General features: G+C 40.2%; 21 protein-coding genes, 1 other RNA gene and 1 other annotated feature. Of the genes, 4 read left to right on the top strand and 18 right to left on the bottom strand.

Going from position 1 to position 25,628, the window contains the following annotated elements; all coding sequences use genetic code 11:
- Nucleotides 1-38: 38 nt before the first annotated feature.
- The 3 genes from ssrS to hisS form a co-directional block, all read right to left on the bottom strand.
- A non-coding RNA gene (gene ssrS / locus MHH70_RS01030) (6S RNA) lies at nucleotides 39-234 on the bottom strand.
- Nucleotides 235-583: 349 nt separating this feature from the next.
- Entirely contained in the window at nucleotides 584-2,359 is a 1,776-nt protein-coding gene (gene aspS, locus MHH70_RS01025) for an aspartate--tRNA ligase (protein ID WP_342472289.1), read from the bottom strand.
- A gap of 17 nt (nucleotides 2,360-2,376) precedes the next feature.
- The gene (gene hisS / locus MHH70_RS01020; RefSeq protein WP_342472288.1) at nucleotides 2,377-3,645 is read right to left on the bottom strand and encodes a histidine--tRNA ligase; all 1,269 of its coding nucleotides are present in this window, start codon (nucleotides 3,643-3,645) and stop codon (nucleotides 2,377-2,379) included.
- An 83-nt stretch (nucleotides 3,646-3,728) separates the two neighbouring features.
- Nucleotides 3,729-3,970, bottom strand: a binding site (T-box leader).
- Between the two features lie 206 nt (nucleotides 3,971-4,176).
- Here hisS and MHH70_RS01015 point away from each other — a divergent pair.
- On the top strand, nucleotides 4,177-5,730 hold the full coding sequence (locus MHH70_RS01015) for an N-acetylmuramoyl-L-alanine amidase (protein WP_342472287.1): 1,554 nt from the start codon (nucleotides 4,177-4,179) through the stop codon (nucleotides 5,728-5,730).
- Between the two features lie 117 nt (nucleotides 5,731-5,847).
- On the opposite strand, the gene dtd is transcribed toward MHH70_RS01015, so the two are convergent.
- The 7 genes from dtd to MHH70_RS00980 all read right to left on the bottom strand — a co-directional run bounded on the left by dtd (nucleotide 5,848) and on the right by MHH70_RS00980 (nucleotide 15,053).
- Nucleotides 5,848-6,288 (bottom strand): D-aminoacyl-tRNA deacylase, encoded by a 441-nt coding sequence (gene dtd, locus MHH70_RS01010; RefSeq protein WP_066162525.1) that lies wholly within the window; start codon nucleotides 6,286-6,288, stop codon nucleotides 5,848-5,850.
- A 21-nt stretch (nucleotides 6,289-6,309) separates the two neighbouring features.
- Nucleotides 6,310-8,502: a bifunctional (p)ppGpp synthetase/guanosine-3',5'-bis(diphosphate) 3'-pyrophosphohydrolase gene (locus MHH70_RS01005; protein ID WP_066162522.1), complete on the bottom strand. Its 2,193-nt coding sequence runs from the start codon at nucleotides 8,500-8,502 to the stop codon at nucleotides 6,310-6,312.
- Between the two features lie 183 nt (nucleotides 8,503-8,685).
- A complete protein-coding gene (locus MHH70_RS01000; RefSeq protein WP_066162520.1) occupies nucleotides 8,686-9,198 on the bottom strand; it encodes an adenine phosphoribosyltransferase in 513 nt (170 codons plus the stop codon).
- Between the two features lie 13 nt (nucleotides 9,199-9,211).
- Complete coding sequence (gene recJ, locus MHH70_RS00995) at nucleotides 9,212-11,536, bottom strand: single-stranded-DNA-specific exonuclease RecJ (protein ID WP_342472286.1); 2,325 nt, start codon at nucleotides 11,534-11,536, stop codon at nucleotides 9,212-9,214.
- A 109-nt stretch (nucleotides 11,537-11,645) separates the two neighbouring features.
- Nucleotides 11,646-12,002: a lipopolysaccharide assembly protein LapA domain-containing protein gene (locus MHH70_RS00990; RefSeq protein ID WP_066162512.1), complete on the bottom strand. Its 357-nt coding sequence runs from the start codon at nucleotides 12,000-12,002 to the stop codon at nucleotides 11,646-11,648.
- Nucleotides 12,003-12,147: 145 nt separating this feature from the next.
- Nucleotides 12,148-14,412: a protein translocase subunit SecDF gene (secDF, locus tag MHH70_RS00985; RefSeq protein ID WP_342472285.1), complete on the bottom strand. Its 2,265-nt coding sequence runs from the start codon at nucleotides 14,410-14,412 to the stop codon at nucleotides 12,148-12,150.
- 329 nt (nucleotides 14,413-14,741) lie between these two features.
- Entirely contained in the window at nucleotides 14,742-15,053 is a 312-nt protein-coding gene (locus tag MHH70_RS00980) for a post-transcriptional regulator (protein ID WP_066162507.1), read from the bottom strand.
- Nucleotides 15,054-15,383: 330 nt separating this feature from the next.
- On the opposite strand from MHH70_RS00980, the gene MHH70_RS00975 reads away from it, so the two are divergent.
- Complete coding sequence (locus MHH70_RS00975) at nucleotides 15,384-16,877, top strand: oligosaccharide flippase family protein (protein ID WP_066162505.1); 1,494 nt, start codon at nucleotides 15,384-15,386, stop codon at nucleotides 16,875-16,877.
- On the opposite strand, the gene MHH70_RS00970 is transcribed toward MHH70_RS00975, so the two are convergent.
- The 8 genes from MHH70_RS00970 to MHH70_RS00935 form a co-directional block, all read right to left on the bottom strand.
- Entirely contained in the window at nucleotides 16,851-17,498 is a 648-nt protein-coding gene (locus MHH70_RS00970; protein ID WP_066162501.1) for a DUF421 domain-containing protein, read from the bottom strand. The genes MHH70_RS00975 and MHH70_RS00970 overlap by 27 nt on opposite strands.
- 241 nt (nucleotides 17,499-17,739) lie before the next feature.
- Complete coding sequence (gene yajC, locus MHH70_RS00965; RefSeq protein ID WP_066162498.1) at nucleotides 17,740-18,000, bottom strand: preprotein translocase subunit YajC; 261 nt, start codon at nucleotides 17,998-18,000, stop codon at nucleotides 17,740-17,742.
- Nucleotides 18,001-18,332: 332 nt separating this feature from the next.
- Nucleotides 18,333-19,478 carry a tRNA guanosine(34) transglycosylase Tgt gene (tgt, locus tag MHH70_RS00960; protein WP_066162495.1) on the bottom strand — a complete coding sequence of 382 codons (1,146 nt, stop codon included), beginning with the start codon at nucleotides 19,476-19,478 and terminating at the stop codon, nucleotides 18,333-18,335.
- Nucleotides 19,479-19,617: 139 nt separating this feature from the next.
- Complete coding sequence (gene queA, locus MHH70_RS00955; protein WP_342472284.1) at nucleotides 19,618-20,661, bottom strand: tRNA preQ1(34) S-adenosylmethionine ribosyltransferase-isomerase QueA; 1,044 nt, start codon at nucleotides 20,659-20,661, stop codon at nucleotides 19,618-19,620.
- A gap of 16 nt (nucleotides 20,662-20,677) precedes the next feature.
- The gene (gene ruvB / locus MHH70_RS00950) at nucleotides 20,678-21,679 is read right to left on the bottom strand and encodes a Holliday junction branch migration DNA helicase RuvB (protein WP_066162490.1); all 1,002 of its coding nucleotides are present in this window, start codon (nucleotides 21,677-21,679) and stop codon (nucleotides 20,678-20,680) included.
- A 12-nt stretch (nucleotides 21,680-21,691) separates the two neighbouring features.
- Nucleotides 21,692-22,312, bottom strand: a complete 621-nt coding sequence (ruvA, locus tag MHH70_RS00945; RefSeq protein ID WP_107942879.1) for a Holliday junction branch migration protein RuvA — start codon at nucleotides 22,310-22,312, stop codon at nucleotides 21,692-21,694.
- 234 nt (nucleotides 22,313-22,546) lie between these two features.
- Nucleotides 22,547-23,374, bottom strand: a complete 828-nt coding sequence (locus MHH70_RS00940) for a phosphotransferase (RefSeq protein WP_107942880.1) — start codon at nucleotides 23,372-23,374, stop codon at nucleotides 22,547-22,549.
- Between the two features lies 1 nt (nucleotide 23,375).
- Nucleotides 23,376-24,170 carry a LysM domain-containing protein gene (locus MHH70_RS00935; RefSeq protein ID WP_107942881.1) on the bottom strand — a complete coding sequence of 265 codons (795 nt, stop codon included), beginning with the start codon at nucleotides 24,168-24,170 and terminating at the stop codon, nucleotides 23,376-23,378.
- Between the two features lie 235 nt (nucleotides 24,171-24,405).
- Between MHH70_RS00935 and MHH70_RS00930 the strand changes: the two genes are divergently transcribed.
- Together MHH70_RS00930 and MHH70_RS00925 are read left to right on the top strand one after the other, a co-directional pair.
- The gene (locus MHH70_RS00930; RefSeq protein WP_107942882.1) at nucleotides 24,406-24,933 is read left to right on the top strand and encodes a transcription repressor NadR; all 528 of its coding nucleotides are present in this window, start codon (nucleotides 24,406-24,408) and stop codon (nucleotides 24,931-24,933) included.
- 157 nt (nucleotides 24,934-25,090) lie between these two features.
- On the top strand, nucleotides 25,091-25,627 hold the full coding sequence (locus tag MHH70_RS00925; protein WP_066162479.1) for a sigma-70 family RNA polymerase sigma factor: 537 nt from the start codon (nucleotides 25,091-25,093) through the stop codon (nucleotides 25,625-25,627).
- The last annotated feature ends 1 nt before the right edge of the window (nucleotide 25,628 follow it).

The raw sequence follows: 25,628 nt of genomic DNA, 5'->3' as shown, positions 1-25,628 counted from the left end.
GTTATAAATTTCGAAAAAGATAACTAGACATAGAAAGAACGAATCCCGAATATGCCGTTATATTGTTAAAGTTTTGAACCCGCTCTCTAGCAGGTGGGTGCCCGCTTCACTACATTAAACGTCCCGCTACGGTTAGGGGGGCATGTTTGCCGTAAGTGAAATAAAGGCTCCCATTCATTTAATGTTCGGTCAAAACATAGATTAACAACTAAAAAACAAACACTTCAGGATTCGTATTGATTATATTGTAGCACGAATAATCTGAATATTCAAGTTAATGGTATATTGCTTTTCACCTAATTTTGCTTTCTCTCTTTTAAAAGCTATAAAAAAATGGGTCTGTCCAAAAAGCCGTGCATAGCCGGCATTTTGGACAGTAGCGACAACATTTTACAAAAGTGTTGACTCATATAAATAGAGAAAGTTTCTTTTGAAAGTGTGACGAACACTAGCTTTAGCAGTGTTAACCTTCAGTAAAAGAGAGGAGATGAAAACTTTTATTTCAATGCGTCTTCAAAACAGAATGTACTTTTCAGACAGCCTCGGCTTTTTTATAGGTTAAGAGTGTTCCCAAACTTATATTTTATTCTTTTTCTTTGCGAGCTGTTACTGCTAAATGTAGCTCTGTTAGTTGTGCATCAGCCACTTGTGCAGGTGCGTCTGTTAATAAGCAGCTTGCAGATGCCGTTTTTGGGAAGGCTATCGTGTCGCGTAAGTTCGTGCGACCAGCTAATAGCATCACTAAACGGTCAAGACCAAATGCTAAGCCACCATGTGGAGGTACTCCATATTCAAAGGCTTCTAATAAGAAACCAAACTGCTCATACGCTTCCTCTTGTGTAAAACCAAGTAATGCAAACATTTTTTCTTGGAGTTCCCGCTCATAAATACGCAATGAACCACCACCTAGCTCATAGCCATTTAATACTATGTCATAGGCTTGTGCACGAACCGCTTGAGGATTCGTTTCCATTAAAGCGATATCTTCATCAAATGGACGTGTGAATGGGTGATGTGCTGCATAATAACGCCCTTCCTCTTCGTCATATTCGAATAATGGCCAATCAACAACCCATAAAAATGCGAATGTTGACTCATCGATTAAATTTAGCTCCTTGCCTAATTTTAATCGCAATGCACCAAGCGCATCGGCTACAACTGAAGCTTTATCGGCTACAAATAATAATAAGTCACCCGCCTCCGCTTTCGTCGCCTCTATAATCGCTGTTGCTGCAGCTCCTTCAAAGAACTTCGCAATTGGTCCGTTCAAGCCTTCTGTCGTTACTTTTAACCATGCAAGACCTTTCGCGCCGTAACGCCCAGCAAATTCACCTAATGCATCAATATCTTTGCGTGAATAGTTATCAGCGGCACCTTTTACATTAATTGCTTTTACTTCTCCGCCAGCCTTCACTGCATTAGCAAATACGCCGAAAGCAGAATCTTTTACAATCTCTGATAATTGCTGTAGCTCTAGACCGAAGCGAACATCCGGCTTATCTGAGCCGTAACGTGCCATTGCCTCCTGATAGCTCATACGCTGGAACGGTGCTTCCACTTCAATTCCTTTTACATCACGCATTACTTGCTGAATTAAGCGCTCGTTCATGGCAATAATTTCATCCATCGTCATGAAGGATGTTTCAATATCGACTTGCGTAAATTCTGGTTGACGGTCCGCACGTAAATCTTCATCACGGAAGCAACGCGCAATTTGGAAGTACTTCTCAAACCCCGACACCATTAATAATTGTTTAAATAATTGTGGCGACTGTGGTAACGCATAAAATTCACCTTCGTGCACGCGAGAAGGAACTAAATAGTCACGTGCGCCTTCTGGTGTAGATTTTGTTAAAATCGGCGTTTCTACTTCTAAAAAGCCTTCATTTTGTAAAAAGTTACGAATTGTACGCGTTACATCTGAGCGCATTTTAAATGTATCGAACATTACAGGTCGGCGTAAATCTAAATAGCGATATTTTAAGCGTAAGTCCTCTGAAATTTCCGTTTTATCATCAATTGCAAAAGGAGGTGTTTTTGCTTCATTAATAATTGTTAAGGAAGAAGCAATCACTTCAATTTTACCTGTTTTAATATTTTGATTAATTTGTCCCTCCTGGCGAAGTACAACTTTTCCTGTTATCTCAATCACAAATTCGCTACGAATCTTTTCTGCAATTGCAAGTGCTTCGGGAGCCTCATCGCCAAATACAACTTGGACAATCCCTGTGCGGTCACGCATATCAACGAAAATCAACCCACCTAGGTCGCGTCTTTTTTGTACCCACCCTTTTAATACTATTTCTTGACCGTGGTGCTGCTCATATACCTCACCACAAGCATGTGTTCTTTGTGCCATTATTTATTCCTCCAACATTATTTTTGCTCTAAAAGATAGTTCACTAAATCATGGAATGCAACTTTTTGCTGGTCGCCTGTTTCCATCGTTTTGACATTCACCGCTGCCTCCGCAAGCTCCATCTCTCCTAAAACAAGCACATACTTTGCACCTAAACGGTCTGCTGCCTTCATTTGTGCCTTCATCTTGCGATCAATGTAATCCATATCTGCCGAGATACCTTTTGCGCGGAAAGAGCTAATTAATTCTGCTGCCTTGACCTTTGCCTCAGCATCAATAGCAACAACAAATACATCTAGCTTATTATTCACGTTTAGCTCAATACCCTCTGCTTCAAGCGCTAATAATAAACGCTCAATCGAAAGTGCAAAGCCAATGCCTGGCATATCTGGTCCACCGATATCCTCCACTAAACCGTTATAGCGCCCGCCACCGCAAAGTGTTGTAATAGCACCAAAGCCAGATGCTGTCGACATAATTTCAAATGCTGTGTGATTATAATAATCAAGCCCGCGCACTAAATTTGGATCAATTTCATACGCAATTCCTAGCGTATCTAAATACATTTTCAATTTGGCAAAATAGACTGCTGAATCTTCTGTTAAATAATCTGTTAATGCTGGTGCTGATACCATTAACGGATGCCCTGCGTCAACTTTACAATCTAAAATGCGAAGCGGATTTTTTTCTAAGCGTTTTTGACAGTCTGAGCAAAACTCTCCAATGCTTGGCTCGAAGTGTCCAATTAATGCCGCACGGTGTGCATCGCGCGTTTCTTTATCACCTAGCGAGTTCAAAACAAGCTTTAAATCCTTTAGGCCAAGTGTGCTATAGACGTCCATCGCTAATGCAATAACCTCTGCATCAATTGCTGGGTCTGCTGAACCGATTGCCTCTACACCAAATTGTACGAATTGACGATAGCGCCCTGCTTGCTGACGTTCATAGCGGAACATCGGCCCCATATAGGATAGTTTCACGGGTTGGTCTGGCTGTCCAAACATTTTATGCTCAACATAGGCACGTACTGCCGAAGCCGTCCCTTCAGGTCGAAGTGTTAAAGAGCGCCCTCCACGATCATCAAATGTATACATTTCTTTTTGTACAATATCTGTCGTATCACCGACACCGCGTTGGAATAACTCAGTTGACTCAAACATTGGTGTGCGAATTTCGTTATACCGATAAACACGACATAATTCGCGAATTTTTTCTTCAATTAGCTGCCATTTCTCCGATTGTTCTGGCAAAATATCTTGCGTTCCTCTAGGTACTTTAAAGCTCATGATAAGCTCCCCTTTCCTCTTACTTCTTGCACGCTGTTTTACTTGAATCAAAATAAAAAAAGCCCTCGTCCCCTGCATATTTTGCAAGGGACGAAAGCTGATTCATCAGTTCCGCGGTTCCACCCTAGTTGGCATAATTAGATTACACCCTCTCGAAATTCGGATAACGGCCGATTCCGTTTTTCCCTACTATGCATAAGCATTTCGAGAAAAAGCCTCTCAAGTGTTATTCGCAATGAACGTACTGTAGGAAAAATTGCAGCCGATGTTTTTCCTTCTCTGTGTCAGCCCTAGTTATTGCTACTTGCTTGGTCGATGGCGATTTGTTTTTGAATTTATACTTTATCATAATGATGTATACAGGTCTTGTCAACTATTTTCAAAAAAACTATAGATTTTCATATCGTAATGCTTTTACAATATTAATAATGTGGTGCTCACCACTAGTTATATGACCAATATATATGTTAAAACTAGATGCATACGATTATCAATTCAGACAGGATAAACAGTTTTGAAAGGAGTAAAATAATGAAAAAAACATTTAGCATATGGACGATTTGTGCCATGCTCATTTTAACGATGCTGCCCACGGTGCACAGCGCAAAAGCAGCGCAAGACGATTACATAGTGAATGCTGAAATTTTATATTTACGCGAAGGTCCCGGCCTTTCCTATCCTATTTTAGAAACACTAAAAGAGGGTCAGTTACTTTCTTCCACTCGACAGCAAGGTGATTGGATGCATGTAAAAGTCAATAATAAAGAAGGCTGGGTAGCTAAGTGGCTCATCAAACAAACAACAGCGACTGAACAGGACAAGTCAGAGCAGCAAATTGTTATTTCACAAGTGGACAAGCTGAATGTACGCGCAGAGCCCTCCTTATCCTCAACAGTGCTAACCCAGCTTCCCTTAGGTGCTGAGACACAGCTACTTCAACAGCAGGAGGAATGGGTACAAATCCAATATGGAAATGTTATCGGCTGGGTTTCCACATTGTATATTACAGTCAATGAAAAACAGCAAGCTACCGTAGCGGAGGAACAACAAGAAGAAACATCTATCGAAACATTAGAAAATGACCCGAATACATTTACAATTGTAGTGGATACAGTCAATGTCCGAAAAAAAGCTAGCACAACATCCAAAATATTAGGTGTGGCAACAAAAGACCAGCAATACAAAGTATTAAGTAGAAAAAATAATTGGGTGGAAATCCAATACTCAAAGAAAAAATCAGGTTGGATTTATAGTTTTTATGGGACATTTACTGTCCAGCAAGATGCGCCTACTGATCCGCTAAAACCTGTTACAGAAAATGTCACAATTATTTATAATGGAACTAACTTACGAGAGCAAGCCTCCACCTCTTCAGCTGTTGTTCAGCGTGCAGACGCGGGACAACAATATAGCATTATCGCTAAGGAAGGGGAATGGTATAAAATTGCGGTTGGTGAAAAAGAGGCCTATGTGGCCAATTGGGTAGTCTCTGCCTCTCAAAGTGAAGCAATTACTACTGCAAGTCAAAAAAATCGCAAAAACGGAACATTGCAGGGGCTGACAATCGTCATCGACCCTGGACATGGCGGCAACGATCCCGGAACGACAGGCGTTCGTGGCACATATGAAAAAGGATTAACATTGCAAACGGCTGAGCTGCTAAAATCAAAATTACGAGCAGCAGGGGCAAATGTTGAACTCACTCGTGAGGCAGATGTTTTCGTTGATTTACGTAAACGTATAGCTGTTGGTCATCAAGCAAATGCCGATGCCTTTATTAGCCTTCACTACGATGCAAATGAAATAAGCTCTGTTACAGGCTTTACTACCTATTATTACGGCGACACGAATAAAGGGCTTGCCGAGGCTATTCAGCAAGGACTTGAAGGGACGGTTAACTTGCGCAGTCGTGGTGCACAATTTGGCAACTTCCTCGTGCTACGAGAAAATCGTCAAAATGCGATATTAATTGAGCTTGGCTATTTAAGCAATGCTGCTGAAGAAGCGGTTATTACAACTGACTATTACCGTGAACAAGCAACACTCGGTATTTACCAAGGCTTATTAAATTATTTCAATCAATAAAAAACTAGTAAGGAGAGCATGCTCTCCTTACTAGTTTTTTGCATTTTTATGAAGGTATTTATGATTTAGAAAAAATCCATGTTCTTTTAAAAGTTACTTTTTAGAAAGTCCCTTTCCTCACTTCGATTCCACAATAATCGTCACAGGTCCATCATTAATTAAGGAAACATCCATCATTGCCCCAAAAATACCTGTTTCTACTTGTAGACCATATGTGCCTAGCTCTTTGTTAAATGCTTGCCAGAGCGTTTGCGCAAAATCAGGACGTGCCGCATCTGTAAAGCTTGGACGGCGTCCCCTTTTCACGTCGGCATACAAGGTAAATTGTGAAATGGATAAAATAGCTCCACCAACTTCTAAAATCGAATGGTTCATTTTGCCGTTTTCATCTTCATAAAGACGTAATTCCGCCACTTTTTTCGCTACGTATTGAACATCTTCTAGCGTATCTGCATGTGTAATACCGACTAGTAAGACATAGCCTTTATCAATTGCTCCCGTTATCGTACCATTCACTGTAACGGAAGCATTTTTCGCTCGTTGGAGCACGACTTTCATAGGATTACCTCTTTTACTACTTTAGTTAATAACACGTTGCACCGAATAAACATCAGGTAATTGCTTAATTTTTTCGACTACTTTAGTTAATTCTCCGATATTTGTAATCGCAATTGTTAGCTGCAAGGTTGCCATTTTTTCTCTATCCGCGCGTCCAGCAACTGCTAAAATATTCGTTTTAGATTCGCTCACCACTTGCATAACATCATTTAAAATACCATGACGGTCATATGCTGAAATTTCAATATCAACAGGATATTGTTTGCGCTCTGTTGCTGTTCCTACTTCCCATTCAACAGCGATTAAACGCTCTTTGTCGTCATCTTGAATATTTGGACAGTCTGCTCTATGCACAGAAACACCGCGCCCTTTCGTAATGAAGCCGACAATCTCATCGCCCGGGACAGGTGTACAGCAGCGTGATAGACGAATAAGTAAATTATCAATGCCTTTTACAGCGACACCCGATTCTGTTGTGCGCTTTGGCTTAGGCTTTTGCATTTCCTTCACAATTTTTTCGAGCGCTTCCTCTTGCTCACGCTCTTTGCGCATTTTTTCCGCTAGGCGATTTACTACTTGCTGTGCGGTTATTCCTCCTACACCGATAGCCGCATACAAGTCTTCCTCATGCGTATAGTTGAATTTTTCAATTACGCGCTTAATGTTTTCCTGAGTTAAAACCTCTTTAGCCTCAAATTCTTGCGCCTTAATTTCTTTTTCAATTAGCTCTTTCCCTTTAATTACGCTATCTTCACGCAGATTTTTCTTAAAATATTGTTTAATTTTGTTTTTCGCCTGCGAACTTTGAGCAATTTTAATCCAGTCACGGCTAGGTCCAAATGATTGCTTAGATGTCAGCACCTCAATAATATCCCCCGTTTTTAGCGGTGTATCGAGCGGAACCATCTTACCATTGACTTTAGCCCCAATTGTTTTATTGCCGACTTCTGAGTGCACACGGTAAGCAAAATCTATAGGCACAGAGCCCGCTGGCAATTCAATTACATCGCCCTTTGGTGTAAAGACATAAACCATATCCGAAAATAAATCAAATTTTAATGATTCCATAAACTCCTCAGCGTTGGATGATTCATTTTGGAATTCTAAAATTTCACGGAACCAGCTCAGTTTTTGGTCGATGCTTTCCTTGCTGCGTTCCACTGCCTTCCCTTCTTTATAGGCCCAGTGCGCCGCAATCCCGTATTCAGCAATTTTATGCATATCTTTCGTACGAATCTGCACTTCTAAAGGGTCGCCATATGGCCCGATAACAGTCGTATGCAAGGATTGATATAGGTTTTGCTTTGGCATTGCAATATAGTCTTTAAAGCGACCTGGCATCGGCTTCCAAAGTGTATGAACAATGCCAAGCACCGCATAACAGTCTTTAATGCTATCTACCATAATACGAACAGCCAATAAATCATAAATCTCATTAAATTGCTTTTTTTGCATTGCCATTTTACGATAAATGCTGTAAATATGCTTTGGTCGTCCATAAATATCCGCATCGATTTCTATCTCATCAAGCTGTGATTTAATTTCATCCATTACATTATCCAAATATGCTTCGCGCTCATCGCGCTTCCTCTTCATTAAGCTAACGATGCGATAATACTGCTGTGGGTTCAAATAGCGTAACGCCGTATCCTCTAACTCCCACTTCACTGTCGAAATTCCTAAACGATGAGCGAGAGGTGCAAAAATTTCAAGCGTTTCATTTGAAATACGTCGTTGCTTTTCCGAAGGTAAATGCTTTAATGTGCGCATATTATGTAGGCGGTCTGCTAGTTTAATTAAAATAACGCGAATATCCTGTGCCATCGCGACAAACATTTTACGATGATTTTCAGCCTGCTGCTCTTCCTTCGACATATATTTAATTTTTCCTAGCTTTGTTACACCATCTACAAGCATTGCTACTTCCTCATTAAATTCACGCACTATATCCTCACGAGTCAATGCAGTATCTTCTACGACATCGTGCAAAAAGCCTGCCGCTACCGTCGCCGGGTCCATTTGTAGCTCAGCTAATATTCCTGCTACTTGTACAGGGTGAATAATGTATGGTTCACCTGAGCTACGAAACTGCTCTTTATGCGCTTCCTTCGCAACCTCATACGCCTTCTTTACAAAGTCAACGTGTTCATTATTCATATATGATTTAACGAGCTCGAAAACATCTTCGGGCGCTAAAATTTGTTCTTTCGCCATTGCATATCCACCTTGTCCCTATATTTTCACGATTCATGTATAAACTCAATTTTATAAAAAATATGTATATGTTGTAAAGACACGTTATCATTTAGTTGTCGTAAAAGTGGTTAAATGTTTCAAAAAACAACAATGACTGTGTGAAAAGTGACGCATTCGCCTACCTTTCACACAGCCTTATTCTTAATATTGAATTAATGTTTTAATTGGGTAGTTACCGATTTTGTCGCGTCCATTCAAGTCAGACAGCTCAATTAAAAATGCGCATCCGACTACAATTCCACCTAGTTCTTTGACTAAGCGAATTGTCGCCTCTATCGTTCCACCGGTTGCTAATAAATCATCACAAATCATTACTTTTTGTCCTGGTTTAATCGCATCGCGGTGCATTGTTAACGTATCTTTGCCATATTCTAAGCCATAATCAACGCTCACTACTTCACGTGGTAATTTACCTGGCTTACGAACAGGGGCAAAGCCAATTTCTAGCGCATAGGCTACTGGGCAGCCAATAATAAAGCCGCGCGCTTCTGGACCTACAATAATTTCTGCGCCGAGCTCTTTCGCATATGTAACAATTTGATCTGTTGCATATTTGTAGGCTTGACCGTTGTCCATAATTGTTGTAATATCTTTAAAACTAATTCCTTCCTTCGGCCAATTCTCTACCGTTGTTACGTATTGCTTTAAATCCATTTATTACTCCTCCTTAGGAATCCACTTGCATCATTTGCTTATCTAACCACTGCTTCAGCTCACTATAAGTAGCGTATAGTAGCTTTTGCTCTAACTGTATTTGTGCTGAACGTACCTTGTATGACGGAGCCTCTTCTAACGCCTGTTTTGGCGCATTTTCTACAACTGTCGTCAGACCACCCTCTATTGTAACAAATCCTAGCTCAAAAAACACCTTTGTCATAAAATTAATTACATCCACATTTAACCCAATATGCTGCGCTAGTGGCTCGATATGCTGCTGCAAAGAAAAGCTTGGGCGTTTCTTTAAAAAGCTATAATACCAGCTAAAATGCTGACGTGTCGGCATGCCGCTAAAATAATGTGAGGTGGCTGTATAAAAATGAGCATAGATGCGCTGTGGCTGCACCCTTTGCAGCATTTTTGTAAAATGCACTTCACTAGGAGGTAAATCAAGCACCGCAACATAGCGCTTATCACTCTTTTCTACGTGCTCTGCAAGCGTTACAGGCAATTGTAGCTGCTGTTCAAAATGCGGCACAAGCTGCTCGTCGAAAACAACAAATAGCGTATCTTCTTTCGGAATGGTTGACACCCAACTCGCCGCCTGCTTTTTACCACGCAAATCAAATAATTGCCATTCATTTGATTGCACATCCTGTACCATAAACTGTGGCTTTTTACGATTTTGCCATTCATTAATTTGCAAATCACCGACAAAGGATAGTGCAACACCGTAGGATATATCATTAAATAAATAGCCTTTATTAAAACCAATGGCATCGATTGTACAATAACCATCGTCTAGTTCTAATTTTAAATGATTTTCATTCGCTCCAATTTTCCGCATAGCACTTACTTTCACTTGTTCAAGTGCAAAAACAGGCTTCGCAAAATCGACACCGAAAGGACCTAGCTGCTGAATTTCCTCAATCGCCTCAACAGTCACTTCACTTAATTCAACAGGAACATCTATCGTTAGCTGAGGTATGAGTTGCTCAGCAGTTAAACAGCTTTGTGCCTGCTTATTTAGGCGCTCCTGCAATTGTCCAACATGTTCTATAGCTAGCGTCATCCCTGCTGCCATCGGATGTCCACCAAAATGCGGCAATATATCTCTATTTTTCGCGAGTTCATTGAACAAATGGAAGCCTTCAATACTGCGCGCTGAGCCTTTTGCCACTCCATTTGCTGCATCAAGTGATAAAACTATTGTCGGGCGGTAATATTTTTCTACGAGCCTAGAGGCAACAATTCCAACAACACCGGGATTCCAACCTTCATGTGCAACGACTAAAACATGGGCATTTTTTAATTCATCATCAGCCTCAATCATTGCTTCCGCTTGCTCCGTAATCATTGCAACAATATTTTTACGCTCAGCATTTTTAGCATTCAGTAGCTCGGCTAATTCCTTTGCCGTTGAACTATCCTCGCTCATTATAAAATGCACCCCCGGCATTGCATCTCCTAAGCGACCAATGGCATTTAAACGAGGGCCGAAGTAAAAGCCAATTGTTTCCTCATTAATTTCCGACTGCGTCGCGCTTGCTACTTTACAAAAAGCTTGCACCCATGGACTTTGAGACTGACGTAAATATTTGATACCCTGCTGTACAATATAACGGTTTTCATCTACCAGAGGCACTAAATCCGCAATCGTCCCTATCGCAACAAGCTCATATAAATGCGTTGGTATCTCACCGTATAATGCATGTGCTATTTTAAATGCCACTCCAGCACCTGCAAGCTCTCCAAAAGGATAATGCCCTTCTGGTACACGTGGATGAATAATAATATCTGCTGGCGGTAGCTCCTCCCCTGCCTCGTGGTGGTCGGTAACAATTACATCCATCCCAAGCTCCTTGGCAAGACGTATCGGTCCTATCCCACCAATGCCATTATCCACCGTAATAATTAATTGAACCCCTTGTTCATATGCATCGCGAAATAATTGCTCGTGCGGACCATAGCCATGCGTAAAGCGGTTGGGGATAACAAAATCCACATCTGCCCCTAAGTCTAATAAAGTATGGAGCATAATGGCTGTGCTCGTAATGCCGTCCGCATCATAATCTCCATAAATTAACACTTTTTCTCCTGCTTCAAGAGCTTGCTCAATCCGCTTCACTGCTTTGTCCATATTATGTAATAAAAACGGGTCATGTAGTGCTTGTTCATCCATTGTTAATATTTTTTGTGCCTGCTCAACCGTTTGACAGCCCCGTGCTACTAAAATTTTGGCTGCGATTGGCGAAAGCTTTAATTGTTGCTGCAAATGTTGCACACTTTGCTCATTAGGGTGCTGGATAATCCATTTTTTATTCATACTTATCATGTCATTCACTTCCTTTAACGATATTATTATAACAGTATTCAAGAAAAAAAGGCTGTTTAGAAAGCAGGCTAGCGCACCACTTTTCAAACAGCCTTTCCTTTTACATTTATCACTTTTCCTCTTGCAAGCTTTCTTGTGTGTTATTTAGCAACTTCGTTTGCTGTACGACTAATTGTTCGTTTTTAGTAGTTAACTCCTGCTCTAATTGCCCGATTTTTTCATCTCTTTGCTGTAAATCTTTCGCTAAATGCTTAATTTGACGATTCATACGAAATAAATTAAAGGCAATGAAAGATATTGAACTAACCGCACCAATAAAAGCTGAGCCTAAAATAACTAATATAAGTGGCCAATGGGCTTCACCGAAAATATAATTCACTGGTACTTGGTCTACGTTTACAACAGCAAATATTGCGATAATAATAGCAAAAACTAAGCCGATTAATAATGTCCATTGTGTTTTCATCAATAAACGCCTCCCTATTTTTTATGTCTAGCTATATTTTATCGTGTATTTGAGCTTGAGTAAATCAAAGAAAAAGAGAAACGAAAATGGAGCCTTCATTGCATATGCAAAATGAGGCTACCTAGTTAGGCAGCCTCATTTTAATTTAAACAACTGGTTCGTCTGTACCCCATTGTTTTTTCTCTTTTTTCATGACACCGCCACCAGTTTTCGACATTTCACGTACTTTTAATGAATACCAAATTTGTGCAGCGATACAAATGGACGAATACATACCTGTAACAAGACCAATTAATAGCGCGATTGAGAAGTTTTGAATAGATGGTGCACCTAAGAAAATAAGGGCAACAACTACGATAATAACCGTTAATACTGTATTCACAGAGCGTCCCATCGTTTGACGCAATGATTTATTTACAATATTCGCAAGTTCTTCTTTTGTAGTAATTTTCTCCTGATGATTAACGTTTTCACGAATACGGTCAAACGTAACAATCGTATCGTTAATCGAATAACCAACGATTGTTAATACTGCAGCGACGAATGTAATTTCAACTTCTAATCGCAGTAAACTGAAAATCGCCACAATAAAGAATACATCATGCAATAATGAAATGATTGTGCCGACACCCATACGCCATTCAAAGCGAATGGCTACATAAATAATAATACCAATCGCTGAAATAACTAGTGCCTTAATCGCGTTTTTCACCAGTTCCTCCCCTACCGTTGAAGAAACGGCACTCACGCTAGGCTCATGATTAAAGTCTGCCTTTACCTGTGCCTTTAAATCTAAAATTTCCTGCTGAGAAAATTCATCTTTATAACGTGCAACAGCGATGTTCTTCTCTTCACCAGAAATAATTACATCTTCACTTGTGAAGCCCATTCCCTCTAAATAGTCTATCATTTCCTCTTGTACAAGTTCACGGTCTGCTAAAATTTCCACACGTGTACCACTTGAAAAATCAATACCTAAATTTAAGCGGAAAATGCCGATGATGACTACTCCAACAACTAAAATAATCAAGGAGAAAGCATAGAATTTACGGCGATGACCTACAAAATCTAAACGATCGAATTTCGTCGTTAAATCAAGCGCCTTTAAGCCTTCCTCTAATTTATGTTGCTTCGATTTTGCAATACCATACCAAACAGGATTATCGAAATAACCGCTGTTGACAAGTAAACCAAGTAGCATACGCGAGCCCCAAACAGCCGTTACGAAGCTTAGTAAAATTGTAATAATTAATGTTGTCGCAAAACCTTTTACAGAGCTTGTACCAAAATAGAATAATACAATCGCCACAAGCAATGTTGTTAATTGCGCATCGACAATAGCCGATAAAGATTGCTTTGAACCAAGCTTAAACGCTTCTTTTGCACTATGACCTACACGCAATTCCTCACGAATGCGCTCGGCTGTTAAAATATTCGCATCGACTGCCATACCGATTCCTAATACGACCGCTGCAATACCGGGTAATGTCAGTACCGCATTAATGCCGTTGAAAACAACAAGAACTAAGTACGTAAACACTGTTAATGTAATTATGGCAATAATTCCTGGTAGGCGGTAGTATAGTAGCATGAATACAAAAATAATCAGTACCCCTATAACGCCAGCAAATACAGTGCTCGTTAGTGCTTGCTCACCGAATTGCGCACCAACTGAAGTCGAATAAATTTCAGTTAATTTAACAGGCAAAGAACCTGAATTCAATACAGAGGCAAGAGACTTTGTTTCCTCTACTGTGAAACTTCCCTGAATCATTACATTTGTTGTATTTAACACTTGACTTACTGAGGCAGCAGAAGCAAATTTCGGCTCCTCTTTACCAGCTTCAGCAGCGTAAGAGTCCACACCTTCTTCAAAATCTAACCATACGACAAGTAGGTTTTTCCCAGGCCCCATGTCTAAAACATGCTGTGTTGCCTCGGCAAATTTTGTCGCGTCCTTTAATGTTAATGTAACAATCGGTTGATTTCGGTCATCAAAAGTGGCATTTGCCCCACCCTCTTTTAAATCCGTTCCATCGAGCAGTAGATTATCGTCTACGTCACGGAATGTTAAATTCGCCGTGCTTGATAGTAGCTCTCGAGCCGATGATTGGTCGTCTAAACCTGCTAGCTGCACACGAATACGATTTTCTCCCTCAATTGCAATGGAAGGCTCACTTACACCAAATGCGTTTACACGTCGGTTTAATGCCGCGTTTGTATCCGCTAAAACACTTGGCGTCACCTTCGAACCGTCTAATGTTTCAACCTCGTATAATACTTCAAAACCACCTTGTAAATCCAAGCCGAGTTTTACTTTGTCTAAAACTCCTTGAACCGTCGTACCCATACCTGTAAATAGTAATAGAACAATCAGCGTAAAGGTAATAATACGGTTTACTAATTTCATTGTAAATCCTCCTCTAACTTGACGCACGAATTTGTGCATGAGAAAAAGCGCTTATGCGCTATATTCTCCGTTCACTTATGTAGCGGCCCACTTAAGCGGCCAACAAAACCCATTCTAAAAAACGAATACACACAATATGCTTATTATGAAACACGATTAGCTAGCTGTCAAATATTGAATAGAGGATTTTCCCCTTTATTCACAGGCACAGCAGACCTCTATTTAAAAACAAAGCATCAAATTGAATGCGTTCAAAAATGAATTGAATAGCAGATTGCCTAGCTAGCATTCTTTTGCAGCAAAAATAAAGAAGTAATAGAAGTGTTATTTTATTCTATTTTTGTATTCACATTTTCCACATTAAATAGCACAGCAGCTAGCTCACTTTGTAAATCTAGTGCTTGGTGGGACACAAAACGATGATAATTTAATACTTCTGACGGCGTTAAATCAAAAACGGTTGCAACAACTTCAGAAATTGATAGGCTTTCAATCTCTTTTTTACGCCATTTTCGGTCAACACAATAATTCCAAAGCTCTTCCTCTGACAGCGCTTGATATTGAAGAAAATGAAACTCTTCTACTTTACTTTGTAATACAACGTACACATGGTCAAAAAGCTGTTTATAACGAATCGCCATAATCTGCTCACCCCTGTTATCAATTTCGCCTCGGCTAACTCTCGTCCAGATTATTTCGAGCTCGGTGGTGGAAGTTAACCTAAAACCGTCACATCGCGTAATAACGGTTAACTACCTGCATCGCGCAGGCCTTTTTTCAAAATCTGTGACATCCCCCAACAGGCTGTTGGTCACCCAGTCGTTGCGCGTGTGGTGGCGCTCTTAGACTGAGTTCCTCTCTATTAGCGGCTGGCTGGACACTAGCTGATAGAAGTTAAAGTTGTAATCACTACTGCTCATGCATACAAATAGTGTATATCAAAAAAGATAAGATGAGAAGGGATTGGCGCAGTGGCATCATTTATAAAAGGTACGATGTTTTTAATATTTGTCATTTTTCTTTCAAAATGCTTAGGCTTCATTTATCGAATGCAATTTATGCGTATTGCTGGAGAAGAAGCTGTCGGTATTTATATGACCGCTTATCCGACATTTATTTTTTTTATTGCGATTGCTCAGCTCGGCTTGCCAATTGCTGTCGCTAAACTGACGGCGGAGCTTCGTGCAAAAAAGCGCACTGAAGATGTACAAGCTGTTATGGCAAAGGCCATTTTTATTTCTACGATTGCCATTTTATTATTATTACCACCTCTTTATTTATCACTGCCATGGCTCGCACGCACATTATTACAAAACGAAGCAATCGCCCTTACTTTAAAGGTGTCGCTAATTACTGTTCCCATCGTCGTTTATGCAAGTTTAATTAAAGCATACTTGCAAGGTTTAGCCAAAATCACACCAACTGCTTGGGCTCAGCTATTAGAGCAAGTTTTGCGCATAGCGCTCGTCATGTTACTATTGCCGTATTTCGTCACGGCTGACGCAAGTATTACCGCTGCTGGTGCAATGTTTATTACATTGCTTGGAGAAATTTTTTCATTATTATTTTTAGCATTCCACTATACTAAGCAAAAATACAACACAAAGGCTACAAGCTATCCTGCCGCACCGCTATTTCGCATTGCTTTGCCTTCAGCAGGAAGTAAAATGTTCGGCACATTTACATGGTTTTTGGAGCCGATTATTTTTTTAAAGGCTTTAACCGTTTCTGGACTTGCCGCATCCGCAGCAACAACTTTGTACGGAGTTATTTCAGGTGTGCATATTCCATTATTGCTATTTCCTTCATTCATCCCTAATGCTTTAGCAATTGTACTAATTCCAGCTGTTAGCGATGCGATGGCTCGCAATAATACAAAAGTATTATCCGAGCGGGTTGAAGTATCGCTGCGGCTCTCATCCATTATTGGCTGCTTTGCCGCCACTTACTTTTTTATTTACGGAGATGAGCTTGCAATGAAGCTGTTTCATTTAGAGGAAAATCGCGGTTTTATGAAAATATTAGCACCCATTTTTTATTTTTATTATGTGCAAAGCCCACTTCATTCTATTTTACAAGCTGTTGACGAGGCGCGTGCAGCCATGATGAACTCGGTCTATGGTGGCTTGGCAAAGCTCTTTATTTTATTTGCCCTTGCCTCGCAGCCATTTATTCAGGAAAAAGGAGCAATCATTGCGATTGGCTTTGGTGTACTTATTACATCATTTTTACATATCGCAACATTGCGACAGCATCCACGAATCGGTGTAGGCTTTCAAATTTTTGTCGTACCTTATGTGACATTTATCATCGTATGCCTTGTGCAATCATTCGTTCATTTCACAGGTCATTTTTGGATTGATAATGCTATCACATTAGTATTTATTACGTTATTACTTATTATCACAAATCAAATTCGCTGGCAGGATTTACGCTATTTACGAGCTATTTTTTCGAGACTTTAGCTGTACATGTAATTTACCATCTTCATAGCAGGCATAAAAAACACGCTTGACCGAGTAGATTCCTTGTGCACGCAACTCATCTTCTAGCCATTCTTCTGTTTTACCAATTAAACGTAGATGCTTTCCATCTAAATAACCATCGACAATAATGGGTAAAACAAAAGCAGGACCATCTTTCATATAAATTGACAGCTTACCTGACTGCTCTAAAAATGCAAAAGAAATCGATTGTACGGAGCTAATGCCCTGTTCACGCATTTGCTGAAATAAATCATCTAAATTATAGCGTTGCTTGACCATCGCGTTTTCTAAAATAACACCATCTCTTACAACAATTGTAGGGTCTCCGTCAATCACATCGCGCAAACGTTTATTTTTTAAAATAAAAATAGCATTAATATATTGAATTGCAAAAAGCAATAGTATTGGTAAAACCGATTTTAGAAAGGGTTTTTCGACATCTTCTAATGCTAAAGCAGCTACTTCAGCAATTAAGACGTAAACGGCAACATCTAAAATGCTTAACTCACCTAGTTCACGCTTGCCCATTACTCGAAAGACGAACAGTACAAGAAAATATAGAAAAAACGTCCGCGCTATAATTAATAAGTACTCTTCCATACGTAGCCCCTCTTTTTGTTCATTGTGAGCAAAATGAGGGTTTTTCATACAAAATGTTTTTGTAAAATGAAAGCAGTTAGTTCACTTTTGATATACCTCAAATACGTATATACTTTTCAAATACCCATTTCCTAGTTCAAAAGCTTTGATTTGCCCGCAAAATATTGATATCCGCTTAATCAAACAAAAAGAGATTAGGCAGAAGTAGCATTCATCTACTTTCCTAATCTCTTTTACACATTTAGTCTACTAGAACACGACCAATTGCTTGTCTTTCAAATTTCACACGTACATTATCCGCAATGAGTAAATATACTGCTGTATCTTCAATCGCGTCTACTTCACCATGTAAGCCGCCAATCGTTACTACACGGTCACCGCGTTTAATATTGTTTTGCATTTCCGCCGTCGCTTTTTGTCTTTTTTGTGCTGGACGGATTAAAATAAACCACATTGCAACGAACATAATAATAATTGGTGCAAAAGAATATAGTGTTTCCATTAGGCTTATCCCCCTTTCAAAATCTCACTTCTTAAGTATATTATACATTACTATAAAAAAGCGATTAGAAAACGCTTTTTTTCTTAAATTTTCAACTATTTTTCTAGCTAAATCAATTATGCCTTAGCGTAATTGCGTGGGGATTTTGAATTGTGCAAGCATCCCTGATACCTGCTGGATGCGATATTCTTAGACTGAGTTCCTATGATTCAGCGAGTGTTTCGACAACCATTGAAATTGGTCTTATACTCACATTCATCTCGCCACCAATATAGATGTGAGATTTTTGTACCTGCCGCTAAGCTTTCGGTACAAAACATTGCTGGAAGATGTTAAAAGTTTTTAGCATCCGGCAAATTATAGCCATATTTTTCAAAAAATTCTTCTTTAAAGTCTCCTAAGCGGTCTTCGCGAATGGCTTGGCGAACATCTTCCATTAATTTAATTAAAAAGCGTAAATTATGATATGAAGTTAAACGTAAGCCAAATGTCTCCTCTGTACGCAATAAATGACGCACATAAGCACGTGTATAATTTTTACATGTATAGCAATCACAATTTTCATCAATCGGGCGGAAGTCACGAGCGAATTTGGCATTTTTAATGACCATGCGACCTTCTGATGTCATTAATGTACCATTACGCGCAATTCTTGTTGGCAATACACAGTCAAACATATCAATACCACGAATCGCTCCATCAATGAGCGAATCTGGTGAGCCAACCCCCATTAAATAGCGAGGTTTATTTTCAGGCATTAAGGGTGCGGTAAAGTCTAATACGCGGTTCATCACTTCTTTAGGCTCCCCTACCGACAAACCACCGATTGCATAGCCTGGGAAATCTAGCTCTACTAAAGCTTCCGCTGAGCGACGACGCAATTCCTCATATTCACCACCTTGGATGATGCCGAATAAACCTTGCTCCTCAGGACGCTGATGTGCCTCCTTACAGCGTTTTGCCCAACGCGTAGTACGGTCTACAGATTTTAGCATATAATCATATGTTGCTGGATATGGTGGACACTCATCGAAAGCCATCATAATATCTGAACCTAAATCATTTTGAATTTCCATCGCTTTTTCAGGGCTTAAAAAAAGCTTATCCCCATTCAAATGATTACGGAAATAAACGCCTTCCTCTTCAATTTTACGGAATTTGCTTAAAGAGAATACTTGGAAGCCACCTGAATCTGTTAATATTGGGCGATCCCAGTTCATAAATTTATGAAGTCCACCTGCTTCTTTTACAATATCATGACCTGGTCGAAGCCATAAATGATAAGTGTTAGATAAAATAATGCCTGCATTCATTTCTTTTAACTCTTCCGGCGACATTGCTTTTACAGTCGCTTGTGTCCCAACTGGCATAAATGTAGGCGTTTCAAATGAGCCGTGTGGTGTATGCACGATACCTAAGCGCGCTCCTGTTTGCTTACATGTTTTAATTAATTCATAGCGTATAGCTGGTTGTGTCATGAACAAAATCCCTCTCATTTCTAAAGGTATAAACAGTACCTCGAATTCATCTATGCGAAAAGTATTACGCACAACAAATTATTGTAACGTGCTATTAAGTAAATAGCAATTTTACAAAACGCTAAGCTCTTCCTTACTACTATGGTTTCACTTTTGGTCGAATAAACATTGCATCACCGAAGCTAAAGAAGCGGTAATTTTCTTCTACCGCCTCTTTATATGCATGTAAAATGCTATCTTTACTCGCTAAAGCACTAACAAGCATAACAAGTGTAGATTTCGGTAAATGAAAATTCGTAATAAGCCCGTCCACTGCTTTAAATTCATAGCCTGGATAAATGAAAATGGACGTCCAGCCTTGCTCAGCGATAATTTTCCCATTATTTTTAGAAGCGACAGTTTCTAAAGTACGTGTAGAGGTTGTGCCTACTGCAATGATATTTCCGCCATTTGCTTTTGTGCGATTAATGATGCTGGCTGTTTGCTCTGATATACTGTAGAACTCTGCATGCATATCGTGGTCTTCAATCGATTCCACACTTACTGGTCTAAATGTCCCCAAGCCTACATGCAATGTAACGAAGGCAATTTCTACTCCTTTCGCACGTATTGCCTCTAACAATTGCTCTGTAAAATGCAGTCCTGCTGTCGGAGCAGCTGCCGAACCACGCTCCTTTGCGTAGACTGTTTGATAGCGCTCTTGATTATCGAGCTTTTCACGAATATATGGCGGCAAAGGCATTTCTCCTAAACGATCCAAAATTTCGTAAAAAATGCCTTCATATTGGAATTGAAATAGGCGTCCACCGTGCTCTAGCTCGGCAACACATTCCGCGCGCAATAAACCTTCACCAAATGTAATGACAGTACCAATTTTCACACGCTTGGCAGGCTTAACTAACGTCTCCCATTCATCCTTATTTGTTTGCTTTAATAATAGTATTTCAATATTAGCACCCGTATCTTCTTTTACACCAATTAAACGAGCAGGTAATACACGGGTATCATTTAACACAAGGCAATCACCTGCTTGGAGCTCTTCTAAAATATGAGCAAATTGGTGATGCTCAAGCTCTTTTGAATGGGGATTAACAACTAACAGACGACTCGCTGTACGGTCTAATAATGGCGTTTGGGCGATTAATTGCTCTGGTAAATAAAAATCAAAATCTTCTACTTTCATAAAAACGTCCCTTTACTTAAGATTGTTGTGGCGTTATGCCAAAATGCTCGTATGCTAATGCTGTGGCAATACGCCCTCTAGGTGTGCGCTGCACGAAGCCGATTTGCAATAAATATGGTTCATAAACGTCCTCTATCGTCACACGCTCCTCACCAATCGATGCCGCTAGTGTATCTAAGCCGACTGGACCTCCGCGAAAGCGCTCTAGCATCGCCATTAATAATTTATGGTCGATATGATCTAAGCCAAGTGGGTCTACTTGCAATAGCTCAAGTGCTTGCTGTGCAAGTACTAATGAAATTTGTCCGTTCCCTATAACCTGTGCATAATCGCGCACACGTTTTAATAGGCGATTGGCGATACGCGGTGTACCTCTTGAGCGACGAGCTATTTCATATGCTGCTGTTTCATCCATCTCTACCCCAAACAATTGCCCGCTTCGTATCACGATTTTTGCTAATGATTCCTCATCATAAAACTCTAGGCGCAGTAGCACCCCAAAGCGGTCTCGCAACGGTGCGGATAATGCTCCAGCCCGCGTTGTTGCACCTACTAACGTAAATGGTGGCAATTCTAGACGAATAGAGCGGGCTTCTGGCCCTTTGCCTACAACGATATCCAAACAAAAATCCTCCATTGCGGGATAGAGTACTTCCTCAATTGCGCGTGGCAGACGATGAATTTCATCTATAAATAATACATCTCCAGGCTCTAAGCTGCTAACAATAGCCGCTAAATCCCCCGGTCGTTCAATAGCTGGTCCACTCGTCATACGGACTTGTACACCCATTTCATTCGCTATAACAGTTGCTAACGTCGTTTTACCCAGCCCTGGAGGACCATATAGAAGCACATGGTCTAAGCATTCCTGACGCTGCTTCGCTGCTTCTATGAAAATTTTCAAGTTATCCTTTACTTGATGTTGCCCAATATATTGCGCAAGCGACTGTGGACGTAAAGAATACTCGAGTTGTTCCTCTGCCGCATTCGCTTCGCTCGAAATCACTCGATCTGACATGCCCTCGTCCTCCTATTTTAATTTCAATAGCAGCTTTAACGCTTGCTTCATATAAGCATCCGTCGTCGTTAATGTTTCATCTGCTTCAAGCTGCGGTTGTACCTTAGCTAACTCACGTTCCGCATAACCGAGCGCTGTTAAAGCTAATAATGCCTCTTCTAACTCATGCTTATACGGATTGACGCCAAATAACGGTAGCTCCTCCTCTGCACTTGGCAGCTCGACTTGCTCTAATAATGCACCCAGCTTGCCCTTTAAATCTAAAATCATTTGGCGTGCTGTTTTTTTGCCAACCCCCGGGAATTTGATTAAAAAAGACTCGTCCTCCATTTCAATCGCTTGAATAACTTGCGCTGGATTCCCAGTCGCTAAAATCGCTAGCGCACCTTTTGGTCCGATTCCTGATACTTGAATTAATTTCCGAAAGAGCTCACGCTGATCTAAGCTCGTAAATCCATAAAGGAGCTGTGCATCCTCACGTACATGCATATGTAAAAAAATCTGTTGTTCTACTGTCGTTTTTTGAAAGGCATATGGATTTGGTGTAAATAATCGCCAGCCTATTCCTTGCTGCTCTACGACGATATATTCAGGTGTAATACGCGTCACCTGACCTTTTAAATAATCGTACATCTTTCATCCCTCACAATCATGCATTCATTATAGCACAAAGTGAGCTAGAGAGAGAGGCGTCCAAAAAGCGTGCGGAGCACTGCTTTTCGGACGTTTTGTTCGGGTTTTATTAAAATAACAGTTATTTAAAAAGATTGATAGCTTATTTTAATATAGTTGGAAACATTGAATTCAGCTACTTTTAAATGAAACTGTCCCAAAGCCCCCACAGCCTTTTTAGACGCCCCACACACTTTATGAATGGTACTCAATTTGTTTGATTAGCCTCGGCCAATGCTGTAATGCTTTTCTAGTAAAGGGAATTAAATAATCTAGAAAAGGCTCGCGCTCCTTCTCTTCTAATTGTAAAATATACAGCCATTCACGCAGCAATTCATTTGGATAATATATATGTGATAGTTGCGGCATACAAATTGCTGTATAAGGATGCTCTTGTAGAAGCAACGATAAATCATAGTCGACATTCGGTAATGCACGATGTAGCCATAAAACCATTTCATCAATAGGCGAGCCTAACACAGCTAAATCAAAATCAATTAATACAATTCCTTTAGCTGTTTTCAAAAAATTATGGTGCACAACATCCCCATGTAGCAAAGTTGCCCCTTCTGTTTGTAAAGGCACTGCAGACATATTACTTAAGCCTTTATATGCCGTGTGGGCAATGCTGTTGTAATCTTTATCTAAATAATACGAAAGCTCTTTTTCATTCATTAAAAATCGTTCAAATCTTGCTCGCCATTTGCGTTGTAGCTGCTGACGCGGGAGAGGTTCAAGCTGCCAATTAATATCATTTTTTGTTTCATGAAGAGCTTGCAAGCAGTCAACTGCCGCTAACCGCTCTTCCTTCTGGTCAAAGCGTGCGCTACGGCCTTCATGCCATTTTTGAATGACAACCCCGTCATTGGTATTAACAACCGGAATATGATATGGAAAAGCAATTGCTGTTAATTTATGATGAATATTTTTTACTTTTTTTTCGATTAAGCTATCCTCATATTTTTTGACAAAGAATGTGCCGGATGCCGTTTGCCATTTCCAGCAATTGTGCTTAATATACATATTAATAGTGCCATGGTGGACAAGGCATTGGCTGACATGGTAAAGGCATCATTTGTGGTTGCTGTGTACATGGGCAAGGCTGGTTCATTTGTTCATAAAAGTTTTCATTGCGCATTTCTTGTTCCATCATCGGGGAAGCTTGCTGTTCCATTTCAGCAGCAAGTTGTTGCTGCGGCATATTCGGGAATGACTGCATCTGCGGATACATCATCATGTCATATGGCGTAGGCATCGGACAGCAGCACATCATCGGCATTGGTGGCATGCACATTGGTGGAAATGGCATCGGTTGTGGCATCATTTGTGGATGCATTTGTTGCGGTGGCATCATCGGTTGCTGAGCTTCTGGCATCGGCATCATCGGCGGTTGAGCTTGTGGTGGTGGCATGATAGGCTGTTGCATTTCTGGCATTGGCATCATCGGTTGTTGTAGCTGCGGCGGCATTGATTGCATTTGTGTCATATCTATATGCCACGGCATATATAAATTAAACTCTGGCCATACAGGCTGTTGTGGCTGCCACTGTATCGGCGGCATCATTGGCTGTTCAATTTTTGGTGGTGCTGGTGTTGGTAACGGCATATTTTGTCGCGGACTCTCCACCCTTTCCTTTATCTGCTCTTTCGGCTTTTCCTTTACGTGATGACCGTCTGGTAAGTAAATTTCCATTCCCGGTACGATGTAATCTGGATTTGCTAAATGAGCATTTAAGCGTTTTAGCTCCTCAAAGCCGATACTATATTGTTTGGCAATTTTCCATAGTGTATCGCCTTTTTGGACAATATGAACTCGCATGGGCATCCTCCTTTTCTCGCTTTATCATATGTGGAAATAAAAAAATGGACACAAATCTTTTAGGCACATCTAGATGCTCTCGTGTTACACTATGTTAGGACAAATTGTTTATATACATCTATTACACCTCGGTTTTTCAAGCCGACCAAAAAACAAGTACTGTTTTACACGCGTACATTGTCAGTTCCTCTATTAAATTTCGCTGAAGAATGATTAAATTATTGGAGGTGATTGCATGAAAAAAATGTTAGGTGAAGAACGTCGCTATGAGCTGTTATCATTATTAAAGGTAGCTGGGAAACCAATTACTGGTACGGATTTAGCAAAGCATGCGAATGTATCACGTCAAGTGATTGTTAATGATATGAATTTATTAAAAGCACGCAATGAGCCAATTATTGCGACGAGCCAAGGTTATTTATATATGCCTTTAGAAAAAGCAGCACATATTGAACGAAAAATTGTTTGTACGCATAGCGCCGAAAATGCATTAGATGAAATGTACACAATAGTCGATTGTGGCGTGACGATTAACAATGTGATTGTTGAGCATGCTGTATATGGTGAAATTACCGCCTCCATCATGGTATCTAATCGCCCTGAAGTAGATGCCTTCGTTAAGCGTGTTAAGGATACAAAAGCTAATTATTTATCCATTTTAACAGATGGAACACATATGCATATGATTAGCGCACCTGCTGAAGACTTACTGAATTTAGCAGAAGAACGGTTGCGTGACAAAGGCTATTTAGTTGAAAACTAGGTGCTATCCTTTGTTTAAAACCAATGCTACATCTAACTAAATATGGTAAAATTAGCTTAAAGTAAAGATTGTAGCAATTTGCTGCAATCTTTTTTCATTCTTTTGAAACGCAATAGGATTTTAGGTCGTCTTAGGGGCAAGGAAAGGATGTGAGGGGATGATAGAGGTAGAGCAAATTATATTAGAAACTACGCCAGAAGTTTGGCTTGATGCTTTGATGGATACATACGGGCTTGCCTTAACAAAGCTTGCCTATAGCTATGTGCAAGATTGGGGCAAAGCACAGGAAATCGTACAGGATGTATTTCTTACTTGTTATGAACAATACGATAAAAAACACGCTATTCAATCATACAAAGCATGGATTTACCGCATTACAATTAATCGCGCAAAGGACTATTACCGCACTGCTTGGTTTAAGCGCATTATTGTGAAAGATAGCGGCTACGATCAACAGCTACCAGCCCAGCCGCCTCCGGAAAGTTTTTTAATCCAGCAAGAAACAAATGAAGCATTAGCTCATGCTGTACTCACCTTACCTATCAAATATCGAGAAGTCATTTTGCTTTATTACTATGAGGAACTATCCATCCATGAGGTCGCAACCATTTTGCGCTGCAATGAAAATACTGTAAAGACCAGATTAAGGCGTGCTAGAGGAAATTTAAAAACTTTATTAGAAGGAAGGGATTAAT

The sequence above is a fragment of the Metasolibacillus sp. FSL H7-0170 genome, from assembly GCF_038593115.1.
Lineage (GTDB): Bacteria > Bacillota > Bacilli > Bacillales_A > Planococcaceae > Metasolibacillus > Metasolibacillus fluoroglycofenilyticus.
Note: the sequence above shows the minus strand (reverse complement) of the source record. Positions and strands in the feature narration are given on the sequence as shown.

Coding starts and splice junctions, on each gene's coding strand:
- aspS (WP_342472289.1), bottom strand. CDS start 2,359: ATGGCACAAAGAACACATGCTTGTGGTGAGGTATATGAGCAGCACCAC.
- hisS (WP_342472288.1), bottom strand. CDS start 3,645: ATGAGCTTTAAAGTACCTAGAGGAACGCAAGATATTTTGCCAGAACAA.
- MHH70_RS01015 (WP_342472287.1), top strand. CDS start 4,177: ATGAAAAAAACATTTAGCATATGGACGATTTGTGCCATGCTCATTTTA.
- dtd (WP_066162525.1), bottom strand. CDS start 6,288: ATGAAAGTCGTGCTCCAACGAGCGAAAAATGCTTCCGTTACAGTGAAT.
- MHH70_RS01005 (WP_066162522.1), bottom strand. CDS start 8,502: ATGGCGAAAGAACAAATTTTAGCGCCCGAAGATGTTTTCGAGCTCGTT.
- MHH70_RS01000 (WP_066162520.1), bottom strand. CDS start 9,198: ATGGATTTAAAGCAATACGTAACAACGGTAGAGAATTGGCCGAAGGAA.
- recJ (WP_342472286.1), bottom strand. CDS start 11,536: ATGATAAGTATGAATAAAAAATGGATTATCCAGCACCCTAATGAGCAA.
- MHH70_RS00990 (WP_066162512.1), bottom strand. CDS start 12,002: ATGAAAACACAATGGACATTATTAATCGGCTTAGTTTTTGCTATTATT.
- secDF (WP_342472285.1), bottom strand. CDS start 14,412: ATGAAATTAGTAAACCGTATTATTACCTTTACGCTGATTGTTCTATTA.
- MHH70_RS00980 (WP_066162507.1), bottom strand. CDS start 15,053: ATGGCGATTCGTTATAAACAGCTTTTTGACCATGTGTACGTTGTATTA.
- MHH70_RS00970 (WP_066162501.1), bottom strand. CDS start 17,498: ATGGAAGAGTACTTATTAATTATAGCGCGGACGTTTTTTCTATATTTT.
- yajC (WP_066162498.1), bottom strand. CDS start 18,000: ATGGAAACACTATATTCTTTTGCACCAATTATTATTATGTTCGTTGCA.
- tgt (WP_066162495.1), bottom strand. CDS start 19,478: ATGACACAACCAGCTATACGCTATGAATTAATTAAAACATGTAAGCAA.
- queA (WP_342472284.1), bottom strand. CDS start 20,661: ATGAAAGTAGAAGATTTTGATTTTTATTTACCAGAGCAATTAATCGCC.
- ruvB (WP_066162490.1), bottom strand. CDS start 21,679: ATGTCAGATCGAGTGATTTCGAGCGAAGCGAATGCGGCAGAGGAACAA.
- ruvA (WP_107942879.1), bottom strand. CDS start 22,312: ATGTACGATTATTTAAAAGGTCAGGTGACGCGTATTACACCTGAATAT.
- MHH70_RS00940 (WP_107942880.1), bottom strand. CDS start 23,374: ATGTATATTAAGCACAATTGCTGGAAATGGCAAACGGCATCCGGCACA.
- MHH70_RS00935 (WP_107942881.1), bottom strand. CDS start 24,170: ATGCGAGTTCATATTGTCCAAAAAGGCGATACACTATGGAAAATTGCC.
- MHH70_RS00930 (WP_107942882.1), top strand. CDS start 24,406: ATGAAAAAAATGTTAGGTGAAGAACGTCGCTATGAGCTGTTATCATTA.
- MHH70_RS00925 (WP_066162479.1), top strand. CDS start 25,091: ATGATAGAGGTAGAGCAAATTATATTAGAAACTACGCCAGAAGTTTGG.